The sequence below is a fragment of the Streptomyces sp. NPDC059452 genome (genome assembly GCF_042750035.1).
In the GTDB taxonomy this organism is placed as follows: Bacteria; Actinomycetota; Actinomycetes; order Streptomycetales; family Streptomycetaceae; genus Streptomyces.
Map to the genome: position 1 here is coordinate 153581 of NZ_JBHYVE010000018.1, position 11439 is coordinate 165019.

Sequence of the window (11439 nt, forward strand, 5' to 3'; positions counted from 1 at the left end):
CCAGCCCGGCCCCACCAGGACCGACCACGCCCGGCCGGGCCGGAAACACCGGGACCCCGCTCCCGGCGGCCCGGAAACACCGGAAGCCCCGGCGCGCCCCCTCAGTGCGGCGGCAGCGCGTTCTGGGCCCGGTGTGCGGCGAGGGTGCGGTACAGCTCGGCGGCCTCCTCGGCCCGGCCCAGCCGGTCCAGGCAGTGCGCCTCGTCCTGGCGGGCGGCCAGGGTGTCCGCGTGGTCGGGGCCCAGGGTCCGGCCGCGCGCCTCGGCGACCTGCCGGTAGGCGGTGAGGGCGTCGGTCCACCGGCCGAGCCAGCCGAGGGCGACGGCGACCTCGCGGCAGCTGATCACCGTGTCCGGGTGGTCGGGGCCGAGCGTGCTCCCCCGCATCGCGCACACCTCCCGCGCCTCGGTCAGCGCCTCCTCCCAGCGCCCCATCCGCCCCAGGTTGACGCCCAGTCCGTGGCGGGCGCGCAGGGTCTCGGCGTCGGACGGGCCGCCCACCCGGGTACGGTCGGCGACCAGGGCCCGGTACAGCTCCAGGGCCTCCGCGCTGCGGCCGAGCCGGCCGAGGCTGATGCCCGCCTCGTAGCGGGCGGCGAGGGTGTCGGGGTGGTCGGGGCCGAGGGTGGCGGCGCGGGCCCGGGCGACGTCCTGGTAGGTCTCCAGGGCCTCCGCCCAGCGCCCCAGCCTCCCCAGGGTGTAGGCGACTTCGTACCGGGTGGCGAGCGTGTCGGGGTGGGTCGCGCCGAGCAGCCGGGCCCGGTCCTCGGCCACCTGGCGGGCCAGTTGCCAGGACTCCTCGGGCCGTCCGAGCCGGCTGAGGTTGAAGGCCAGGTTGTGGCGGCAGCGCAGGGTGTCCGGGTGGTCGGGGCCCATGGAGCGGGTCCGGGCGGCGAGGACCGCCGCGTAGACCTGGTGGGCCTCGAAGTGGCGGCCGAGCTGCCCGAGCACGTACGCGGTCTCCTGCCGGGCGGCGAGGGTCTGCGGATGGTCGGGGCCCAGGGTGCGTTCCCGCCCGGCGGCGACCTGGCCGAACTCGCGCAGCGCGTCGGCGGCCCGGCCGGTGCGGCTGAGGGTGAAGCCGATCTCGTACCGGCTGGCGAGGGTGTCGGGGTGGTCGGGGCCGAGGACGCTCTCGCGCTCGGCGGCGACCGCGCGGTGCACCTCGCCCGCCTCCTCCCAGCGGCCCAGCCGTCCCAGGTCGATGCCCGCGCTGTGGCGGCCCGCGAGCGCGGTGAGCAGGTCGGGGGTGGGGACGGGGTGCGCGGGCGGGAGGACGGCGGAGCCGTCGGTGCCGGGCGGGGAGGCGGGGGTGGCGCTCGTGGCCGTGGTCCACCGTACGGTCAGTCCGGCGGCGGGGTCCGGGAGTCCGGTTCCCGGGGCCGGGGCGCCGGTTGCCTTGGGTCCGGCGGTCATGTCCCGGGCCCAGGCGGGCAGTTCGGGCCGTGGGCGCGGAACGGCGGGGGCCAGGCCGGGGTAGGTGCCGGGGAGGGCCGGCGACGGGTGCGCGGGCCCGGGGGCCGACTGCTCCCCCGTCCGGCCGAGCACGATGCGGCGGCGCAGATCGCTCGCGTCGGCGGGCCGCTCGTCGGGGGTCTTGGCCAGCAGGTCCAGGACGACCCGGTCGAAGAAGCCGGGGAGTTCGGCGCGGTGGGTGCGCGGGGGTTCGGGCTGGGTGTCGCGGTGCCCCACGAGTACGGCCCAGGCGTCGTCCAGGTCGAACGGCGGTACGCCGGTGGCGATCTCGTACAGCACACAGCCCAGCGAGTACAGGTCGCTGCGGTGGTCGACCTCCTTCCCGCCGATCTGCTCGGGCGACATGTAGTGCGGGGTGCCCATGGCGATCCCGGTGCCGGTGAGGCGGGAGGTGACGCCGATGTCGTGGCCGAGGCGCGCTATGCCGAAGTCGCAGATCTTCACCGTGCCGTCGGTCAGCCGCATGATGTTGGCGGGCTTCAGATCACGGTGGACGATGCCCTGCCGGTGGGTGTAGCCGAGCGCGTCGGCGACCTGCTCGGCGATGTCGACGACATGGTCGACGGGGAGCGGGCGCTGCTGGTTCCCCGCCAGGAGCTGGCTCAGGTTCTGCCCGTCCAGCAGCTCCATGACGAGGTAGAGGACGCCCTCGTGCTCGCCGAAGTCGTGGACGACGGTGACGCCCCGGTGCTGGAGGGCGGCGGCGACCCGGGCCTCGCGGCGGAAGCGTTCGCGCAGGATGCGGGTGAACGCCTGGTCGTGCTGGGGGCCCATGGGTTTGAGGCATTTGACGGCGACCAGGCGGCCCAGCGACTCGTCACGGGCCCGCCACACCTCGCCCATGCCCCCGCGCCCGATCAGATCGAGCAGCCGGTACCGGCTCTGGATCAGCCTGCTCTCCGCCATCTGCCGCTTCTCGCCCCCGTTGTCCCCGCTGCCGGCGCTGCACCCTCCCCGGCCCGTGTCCAGTATGGCGGCCTCCCGGCGGAGCCGGTACGCGGCGGGGCTGCTGCCGGGGCACGTAACAAGATCAGGAACAATGGCGGGGCCGCGCGGCCCTTCCACGGCGGAGGACGGTCGCGGCACGGTGGGACGGTCGGCGAACGGGGGAAGACATGCCCAGGTGGGGTCTGCTGGTGGAACAGAACCTCGGGTTCGGGGGCCAGCGCCGGGTCTGGTCGGGAAGCGTCCTGGACCATGTGGACGGCACGCGCGAGGAGGCGCTGGAGGTCCTGCGGCAGCGGGCCGAGACGTACCGGCCGGTGCATCCGACCAGTCCGAAGCGGCGGAGGCTCTACCGGGAGCAGGACGGGTTCGTGCTCGTGCTGGACGGGGCGTTGCAGAGCTTCCACTGCCGGTTCACGGTGATCGAGCAGCTGTACGACAGCGCCGCGCCGGATCCGGAGCCCGCGCCTCCGCCCGTCCCGGAGCCCGAGCCGGAACCGGTGCGCCGCCCCGTGCCGCCCCCGCCGGAGCAGCCACGGGCGTGGGACGCGGATGTCCCCGAGGTCCCGTCATGGCTGAACCGCGACCGGCCGTCCTGAGCGGGGCCCGCGCCGCGAGTCCGGCGGTCAAGTAGCCCTCGGCGACGGCCCCGGCGACGGCCGCCGCGTACAGCAGCGGTAGAGCCCGCGTCGCGACGCCCCCGATGTACGGGGCCCGGTGCACGGCGTACGGGGGCGGGGCCCGGAGCCCGAGGCCCGGCGTACGGGGCCCAAGTGCACGAAGCCCGAGTGCACGGAGCCCGGCCATACGGAACCCGAGGCCCGCGGCCCGAAGTACGGGCCCCAAGTACACGGAGCCCGGTGCCCGAAGCCCGACGTACGCGGCCCGAGTGCACGGAGCCCGGGCCCCGGGAAGGGCCCTCTCCCCCGGCCCCGTACACCCGTCCCCCCGATCAGCCCCCGATCACCCGCCCACGTACTCCGCGAGGTGCTCCCCCGTGAGGGTGGAGCGGTCGGCGACGAGGTCGGCCGGGGTGCCTTCGAAGACGATCCGGCCGCCGTCGTGTCCGGCGCCGGGGCCGAGGTCGATGATCCAGTCGGCGTGCGCCATGACCGCCTGGTGGTGCTCGATGACGATCACCGACTTGCCGGACTCGACGAGCCGGTCGAGCAGCCCGAGGAGCTGCTCCACGTCGGCCAGGTGCAGACCGGTGGTCGGCTCGTCGAGGACGTACACACCGCCCTTCTCACCCATGTGGGTGGCCAGCTTGAGCCGCTGACGCTCGCCGCCGGAGAGCGTGGTGAGCGGCTGGCCGAGGCTCAGGTAGCCCAGTCCCACGTCGGAGAGACGGGTGAGGATCTTGTGCGCGGCGGGGGTTCGCGCCTCGCCCTCGGCGAAGAACGTCTCGGCCTCGTCCACCGACATCGCGAGGACCTCGCTGATGTCGCGGCCGCCGAGGTGGTGGTCGAGCACCGAGGCCTCGAACCGCTTGCCCTCGCACTCCTCGCAGACGGTGGCGATGCCCGCCATCATCGCCAGGTCGGTGTAGATGACACCGGCGCCCTTGCAGGTGGGGCAGGCGCCCTCGGAGTTGGCGCTGAACAGGGCGGGCTTCACCCCGTTGGCCTTGGCGAACGCCTTGCGGATGGGTTCGAGGAGCCCGGTGTACGTGGCCGGGTTGCTGCGCCGCGAGCCGCGGATCGCGGTCTGGTCGATGGAGACGACATCCTCACCCGCCGGGATCGATCCGTGGATGAGCGAGCTCTTCCCGGAGCCCGCGACTCCGGTGACCACGCAGAGCACCCCGAGCGGGATGTCGACGTCGACGTCCCGCAGGTTGTGCGTGGAGGCGCCGCGGATCTCCAGCGTGCCGGTGGGCGTGCGGACCTTCTCCTTGAGGGCGGCCCGGTCGTCCAGGTGGCGGCCGGTGAGGGTGCCACCGGCCCGCAGCCCCTCCACGGTGCCCTCGAAGCAGACGGTGCCGCCCGCGGTACCGGCGCCGGGGCCCAGGTCGACGACATGGTCGGCGATGGCGATCGCCTCCGGCTTGTGCTCCACGACGAGCACGGTGTTGCCCTTGTCCCGCAGCCGCAGCAGCAGGTCGTTCATCCGCTGGATGTCGTGCGGGTGCAGGCCGATGGTGGGTTCGTCGAAGACGTACGTCACGTCCGTGAGCGAGGAGCCGAGGTGGCGGATCATCTTGACGCGCTGCGCCTCACCGCCCGAGAGGGTGCCCGAGGGCCGGTCCAGCGAGAGATAGCCGAGGCCGATCTCCACGAATGATTCGAGCGTCCCCAGCAGCGCGCTGAGCAGCGGCGCCACCGAGGGCTCGTCCAGCTCACGGACCCAGTCGGCCAGGTCGCTGATCTGCATCGCGCAGGCGTCGGCGATGCTGATCTTCTTGATCTTCGAGGACCGGGCGCCCTCGCTGAGCCGGGTGCCCTCGCAGTCGGGACAGGTGGTGAAGGTGACCGCGCGCTCCACGAAGGCGCGGATGTGCGGCTGCATCGCCTCCTTGTCCTTGGCGAGGAACGACTTCTGGATCTTGGGGATCAGCCCTTCGAAGGTGAGGTTGGCGCCCTCCACCTTCACCTTGGTCGGCTCCCGGTAGAGGAAGTCCTGCATCTCCTTCTTGGTGTAGTCGCGGATCGGCTTGTCCGGGTCGAGGAACCCCGACTCGGCGTAGGTCCGCACGGTCCACCAGCTGTCCGACTTCCAGCCGGGGATGGTGAACGCGCCCTCGGCGATCGACTTGGTGTCGTCGTAGAGCTGGGTGAGGTCGATGTCGGAGACCGTGCCCCGGCCCTCGCAGCGCACGCACATGCCGCCGGTACGGGTGTAGGTCTGCTTCTCCGTCTTCGTCCCGGCGCCGCGCTCGACCGTGATCGCGCCGCTCGCCTTGACCGAGGCCACGTTGAAGGAGAACGCGTTGGGCGAGCCGATGTGGGGCTCGCCGAGCCGGCTGAAGAGGATGCGCAGCATCGCGTTGGCGTCGGTGGCGGTGCCGACCGTGGAACGGGGGTGGGCGCCCAGCCGCTGCTGGTCGACGATGATCGCCGTCGTCAGCCCTTCGAGTACGTCGACCTCGGGGCGGGCCTGCGTGGGCATGAAGCCCTGGACGAAGGCGCTGTAGGTCTCGTTGATCAGCCGCTGGGACTCCGCGGCGATCGTGTTGAACACCAGAGAACTCTTGCCCGAGCCGGAGACCCCGGTGAACACCGTCAGCCGGCGCTTCGGGATCTCGATGTCGACATCCTTGAGGTTGTTCTCGCGTGCACCGTGCACACGGATCACTTCATGGCTGTCGGCGACCGGCTGCGCAGTCGCCTGCGATCCGGCTCTCTCGGCCTTGCTCATCGTCTCTCCATCTGTTGCGCGGGGCCGCCGCTCACCGCTCAGGTCCGGCGGCCCCGGCTCGGTCTCGCCAGCTTCGAACAGCACGTCCCATTGTCGTCGCCCCGGTCCCGCCCGACAGCGGAAAGAAGACGAAGACAACGGCGAACTTCAGTGCTTGCGGGGCTGGTTGAAGCGGAGCATGTTGCCGGAGGGGTCGCGGAAGGCGCAGTCGCGGACCCCGTACGGCTGGTCGATCGGCTCCTGGAGCACCTCACCGCCGGCGGCGCGGATCCGCTCGAAGGTGGCGTCGACATCGTCGGTGGAGAAGATCACGCCGCGCAGCAGCCCCTTGGCCAGCAGCTCGGCCATGGCCTGCCGGTCGGCGGCCGGGGCGTTCGGGTCGGCGAGCGGCGGTTCGAGGACGATCTCCACGTCCGGCTGGGCCGGGGAGCCGACGGTCACCCAGCGCATCCCCTCGAACCCGACGTCGTTGCGTACCTCCAGGCCGAGGACGTCCCGGTAGAAGGTGAGGGCCTTGTCGTGGTCGTCGACGGCGATGAAGGTCTGTGCGAGCTTGATTTCCATGTCCCTCACGCTACGGAGGGGGCGGAGGTTTGGCTTCTCCATTCCTGACCGGTCGCGTGTGAATCTTGGCGACGCAGGCCGGGATGGCGGCGCCCGCCTCATGGGGACGCGCCCGGTAGGCGCTGGGGCTCTCGCCGACCAGCTCGGTGAAGCGGGAGCTGAAGGACCCCAGCGACGTACAGCCGACCGCGAAGCAGACCTCCGTCACCGAGAGGTCGCCGCGGCGCAGCAGGGCCTTGGCCCGTTCGATCCGGCGGGTCATGAGGTAGCTGTACGGTGTCTCGCCGTACGCGGCACGGAAGCTGCGGGAGAAGTGGCCCGGCGACATCAGCGCGCCGCGCGCCAGCGCCGGGACGTCCAGGGGCTCCGCGTAGTCGCGGTCCATCCGGTCGCGGGCCCGGCGCAGCCGGACGAGGTCCTCCAGCGTCACCCGGCCATCATCCCACGGAGCCGGGAGACGCCCCTTGTCCAGCAGCCGGGGCCGGGGTGGTGGTCAGCGGTCCGGGGTGATCTCCTTCGGGCCGTAGCGGGCGGCGGATTCGGGGGCTGAGGAACATCCGTGCCAGATCGTGCACTAAGAGCTCCTAACGGAATGACTCTTGGACAACTCAGTGGTGGTGACAAGAGCCGGCCGACAGGATGGGCTGTGAACGTTGACGGGTGAGGGGTATGGGGTGCGTGATGGATCTGATCCATCTCTCGGATGGGGACAACAGCTTCCGAGTACGTGTGCTGGGCCGCCGGATGCCGGGAGTGCTGCCCTTGCACGACCTGCTCAATGCTGAGGTGCTCATCGAGAGTGGTTTCGTGAGCGGACGGCTGGATCTGGGCTTGTTTCCGGACGATCTGGCTGGCTGGTCACGCGCCCTGGATGTGCTTGCCGCGGGCGGTGACGTCTGCTGGATAGATGACGACCGTAGTCCCGAGATCCGGGTCCAGGCACTCAACAAGCAACACGAGACGCCCGCCGTCCACGTTGAAGACGTGGCGCGCTCCAGCATCTCTGTGTTCGTTCCTTTGTGTCTTGAGGACGGATGGATCGACGACCAGCGGAAACTGCTCCAGCTGGTACAGCGGGAGTGGCCGAGCGAGGTTCTCCAGACGTCACCGGGCGCCTATGAGTGGCGGCGCTGAACTGCGACCAGTCGGCGCCAGCAGATGACCGCGCAGGCCAGGGTGAGGAAGGCTTCGTGGATGTCGTCGCGGATCTCCCAGCGGATCCGCAGGCGGCGGAACCAGTGCAGGTGGGCGAAGGCACGTTCGACAACCCAGCGTTGGGTACCGGGTCCGGAGCCGTGTTCGGTGCCGCGTCGAGCGATCAGCGGCTTCACGCCGAGCGCGCGGACGAGGCGGCGGTACTTGTCGTGGTCGTAGCCGCGGTTACCGAGCACGACGTCGGGGCGGCGCCGGGGTCGGCCGCGCTTGCCCCGCACGGGCGGCACGGCCTGGAGCAGGGGGATGAGCTGGGTGACGTCGTTGCGGTTGCCACCGGTGAGGGTGACGGCGAGCGGGATGCCGGTGGCGTCCGTGATCAGGTGGTGCTTGCTGCCCGTCCTGCCCCGGTCGACAGGGCTTCGTCCCGTCTTGGGGCCCCTTTTAACGCCCGGATGTGGGAGCCGTCGACCGCCGCCCTGGAGAAGTCCAGGGCGTCCGCGCTGCGGAGCTTGGCCAAGAGTGCTTCATGGAGTCGGCGCCACACGTCGGCCTCGGTCCACTCGGCCAGGCGTCGCCAGCACGTCATGCCCGACCCGAAGCCGAGTTCCTGCGGCAGGTGTTCCCAGGCAATCCCGGTATGCAGCACGAACAAGATGCCCTGGAACACCAGCCGGTCCGGATGACGCTTCCGCCCGGGATGACGAGTGCGACGTTCGCCCTTCGGCAGTAGCGGCTCGATCACCGCCCACAGCTCGTCATCGACCTCCCACGGCTTCTGCCGAGCCACCCCGCACCCCCAGATCAACGGCCCCGGAGTGATCCAACCACCTGGAAGATCATTTCGTTAGGAGTTCTAAGCCTTCCTCAGGCTGATTGCGCCTTTGACCTGGGATGATTGAGCGTCGGAGTCTTCGTGGGTCGTTGTTGTCGATCTTCGGAGAACTGTTGTGGCGGTCAAGTTCCTGACGGATGAGCAGGCGGCCCGGTATGGGTCCTTTCACGAGGTGCCCTCGCAGACGGAGCTGGAACGGTACTTCTTCCTGGACGACGCGGACCGGGAGGCGGTGCAGGCCAAGCGCCGGGCCCACACCCGGCTCGGGTTCGCGATCCAGCTCACGTGCATGCGGTTCCTGGGCCGGTTCATGCCGGACCCGCGGCAGTGCCGACGGAGGTGGCCGAGTACCTGGCCGAGCAGTTGGAGATTGCGGACGCCTCATGTTTGAAGCTGTACGGCGAGCGGGCCGGTACGGCCCGTACCCATGCCGGGGAGATCCAGGAGGCCGGGAGCTGGCGGGACTTCGCCGAGGTCCGCGAGGAGCTGGTGGTCTGGCTGGACGCGCGGGCGTGGACGACCGGGGACGGGCCGAAGGCGCTGTTCGACGCGGCAGCGGGCTGGCTGCGCGAGGAGCGGGTGCTGCTGCCGGGGGTGAGCTGTCTGGCCCGGCTGGTGGGCACGGTGCGCGAGGCGGCGAACCAGCGGCTGTGGGACACGCTGCACGGGCTGCTGAACACAGGGCAGCGGGCGGTGCCGGACTCGCTGCTGACGGTGCCGCCCAGCGAGCGGGTCTCGGAGCTGGACCGGCTGCGCCGCGGCCCGGTGCGCGTGTCCGGGCCGCAGATGAAGTGGGCGCTCCAGCGCCGAGGAGATCTCCGGCCTAGGGCCTGTCGGCGGGACCGCCGCGGCGGCTGGCGGAGTTGTCCCGGTACGAGGTGGACGGCAAGGCGTCGCTGCTGCGCCGACACGGCGATTCCCGGCGGCTGGCGACGCTACTGGCCACCACCGTCTACCTGACGACCCGGGCCGTCGATGACGCGCTCGACCTTCTGGAGGTGCTGATCGCGACGAAGCTGCTGGCCAAGGCCGAGCGGGCCTCGGCGAAGCTCGCGACCGCCTTCCAGGTCGTCTTCGACACCACGAGCAAGCTGGTCGACACCGACACCGGCGAGGTGACCGGCCCGCACGTCGAGAGCTTTGAGGCGATGTGGGAGCGGATCGAGGCGGTCGTGCCCCGGCACGAGCTGGCCGCCGCGATCGCCTCACTGTTCGAGCTGACGCCGCCGCTGGACTCCGACGCGGACGAGGCGTGGCGATCCATGCTGGTCAGCCGGTTCGGCACCGTCCGGCCGTTCCTGAAACTCCTGGTCAAGGTCGTCGACTTCGGCGCCACCCCGGAAGGGGCGCCGGTCCTGACCGCGCTCCAGTCTTTGCCGGACCTGATGGGACGCAAGAGGGTCGGCCCCGCCGAAGATCGACACCGGCCTGCTCGTCGGCTCATGGCGGCGCCTGGTGCTCTCGCCGCCGCACCTGGAGCCGGGCACGGTGGACTGGAAGGCGTACACGTTCTGTGTGCTGGAGCAGCTGCACCGGATGCTGCGCAGCAAGCAGGTGTTCGCGAAGAACTCGTCGAAGTGGGGGGACCCGCGGGCGAAGCTGCTGGCCGGTAAGGCGTGGGAGCAGGCCAAGCCCACCGTGCTGGCTTCCCTTGGGCTGCCGGGCAACGCGCAGGTCGTATTCGACGACGACGGCCGACTGCACTTCGCCGCGCTGGAGCCGGAGCCCGAACCGGCCTCCTTGCTCGATCTGCGGGCGGCGGTGAACGCGATGCTGCCCCGCGTGGACCTGCCCGAGGTGCTGATGGAGGTGTTCTCCTGGACCGGCGCCGACCAGGCGTTCACCTCGGTCACCGGCGGTGAGGCCCGACTGAAGGACCTGCACGTCACCATCGCCGCGCTCCTGGTCGCGCACGGCTGCAACGTTGGCTATACCCCGGTCATCGGCGGGGTCGACGCGCTGAAGTACGGGCGGCTGTCCCACGTCGACCAGACCTACCTGCGGCTCGCGACCTACCGGGCCGCGAACGCCACGCTCATCGAACACCAGGCGTCCATCGACCTCGCGAGCGCGTGGGGCGGCGGCCTGGTCGCCTCGGTCGACGGGATGCGGTTCGTCGTCCCGGTCCCCTCGGTCTACGCGCGGCCGAACCCGAAGTACTTCGGCCGCCGAGGCGGGGCAACTTGGCTCAACATGATCAACGACCAGGCGGCGGGCCTGGGCGGGAAGGTCGTGGCCGGCACCCCGCGCGACTCCCTGTACGTGCTGGACGTCCTCTACGACCGCGACGGAGGCAAGCGCCGGGAGATGATCGTCACGGACACCGCCACCTACAGCGACATCGTCTTCGGACTGCTCACGCTCGCCGGATTCGCGTACGCGCCGCAGCTCGCGGACCTGCCGGATCAGATGTGGCGTATCGACCGCACGACCAACTACGGAGCTTTCCAGGACGCGGCCCGCGGCCGGGTCGACCTCGCCCGCATCGAGCGGCACTGGGAGGACATCCTGCGGATCATCGGCTCCATCCACACCGGAGCCGTCCGCGCCTACGACGTGATCCGGATGCTCTCCCGCGACGGGCGCCCGACCCCGCTCGGCGACGCGATCGCCCACTACGGGCGGATCGCCAAGACCCTGCACATCCTGCGCCTGGCCGACGAGCCCGGCTACCGCCGCCAGATCAAGGTCCAGGCCAACCTCCAGGAAGGCCGCCACGCACTCGCCCGGAAGATCTTCCACGGCCGCGCCGGGCAGCTCTACCAACGCTACCAGGACGGCATGGAGGACCTGTTGACCGAACTACCGGGGTGTGAGCCGACGATCCCCCGGAGATCGACGCACGGTGACGGGACCAAGCACCAGGCCGGTCGGCTTGCCTCGGAAGCCGTGCCACGCCACCTTCCTGATGTGCTGTCATCACGAGCAGTTGGAGACCAAAGCAGCTCGTGGAGGCTCAGGTGCAAGAGGGCACGCAGTTACGGGACGTCACGGCGCTCGCGGTGCCGAGGGTCGGCCGGGTGGAGGAGACCGGCGATCCGTCGCTGCCGTACCGGCTGCTCGACCGGGACGGGATTGAGGTGGCGGCGGTCAGCGAGTTCCTGCTCGACA

At 71.0% G+C, this 11439-nt stretch carries 7 protein-coding genes and 1 pseudogene; 3 read left to right on the forward strand and 5 right to left on the reverse strand.

The window, feature by feature from the left end:
• Positions 1-101: 101 nt before the first annotated feature.
• Positions 102-2381, reverse strand: coding sequence for a tetratricopeptide repeat protein (locus ACFW9Z_RS23570; RefSeq protein WP_384644093.1), 2280 nt, complete (start codon positions 2379-2381; stop codon positions 102-104).
• Between the two features lie 209 nt (positions 2382-2590).
• Here ACFW9Z_RS23570 and ACFW9Z_RS23575 point away from each other — a divergent pair, with 209 nt between their 5' ends.
• Positions 2591-3019, forward strand: coding sequence for a hypothetical protein (locus tag ACFW9Z_RS23575; protein ID WP_384644095.1), 429 nt, complete (start codon positions 2591-2593; stop codon positions 3017-3019).
• A gap of 364 nt (positions 3020-3383) precedes the next feature.
• Here ACFW9Z_RS23575 and ACFW9Z_RS23580 read toward each other — a convergent pair whose 3' ends face one another.
• From ACFW9Z_RS23580 to ACFW9Z_RS23590, 3 genes are all read right to left on the reverse strand, one after another.
• Positions 3384-5777 carry an ATP-binding cassette domain-containing protein gene (locus ACFW9Z_RS23580; protein ID WP_384644097.1) on the reverse strand — a complete coding sequence of 798 codons (2394 nt, stop codon included), beginning with the start codon at positions 5775-5777 and terminating at the stop codon, positions 3384-3386.
• Positions 5778-5924: 147 nt separating this feature from the next.
• Complete coding sequence (locus ACFW9Z_RS23585; RefSeq protein ID WP_384644099.1) at positions 5925-6341, reverse strand: VOC family protein; 417 nt, start codon at positions 6339-6341, stop codon at positions 5925-5927.
• Positions 6342-6351: 10 nt separating this feature from the next.
• On the reverse strand, positions 6352-6771 hold the full coding sequence (locus ACFW9Z_RS23590) for a helix-turn-helix transcriptional regulator (RefSeq protein WP_384644100.1): 420 nt from the start codon (positions 6769-6771) through the stop codon (positions 6352-6354).
• A gap of 251 nt (positions 6772-7022) precedes the next feature.
• Here ACFW9Z_RS23590 and ACFW9Z_RS23595 point away from each other — a divergent pair, with 251 nt between their 5' ends.
• Positions 7023-7475, forward strand: a complete 453-nt coding sequence (locus ACFW9Z_RS23595; RefSeq protein WP_359748589.1) for a DUF5959 family protein — start codon at positions 7023-7025, stop codon at positions 7473-7475.
• Here the strand turns inward: ACFW9Z_RS23595 and ACFW9Z_RS23600 are convergent.
• Positions 7457-8283 (reverse strand): IS5 family transposase gene (locus ACFW9Z_RS23600; RefSeq protein ID WP_384644102.1). Its coding sequence is split into 2 segments (ribosomal slippage): positions 7457-7954 and positions 7957-8283, totalling 825 coding nucleotides; the frame shifts between segments, so codons are not numbered across the junction. The genes ACFW9Z_RS23595 and ACFW9Z_RS23600 overlap by 19 nt on opposite strands.
• A gap of 160 nt (positions 8284-8443) precedes the next feature.
• Between ACFW9Z_RS23600 and ACFW9Z_RS23605 the strand changes: the two are divergent.
• Positions 8444-11133 (forward strand): annotated as a pseudogene (locus ACFW9Z_RS23605) (Tn3 family transposase); the annotation flags it as partial.
• Positions 11134-11439 lie beyond the last annotated feature (306 nt).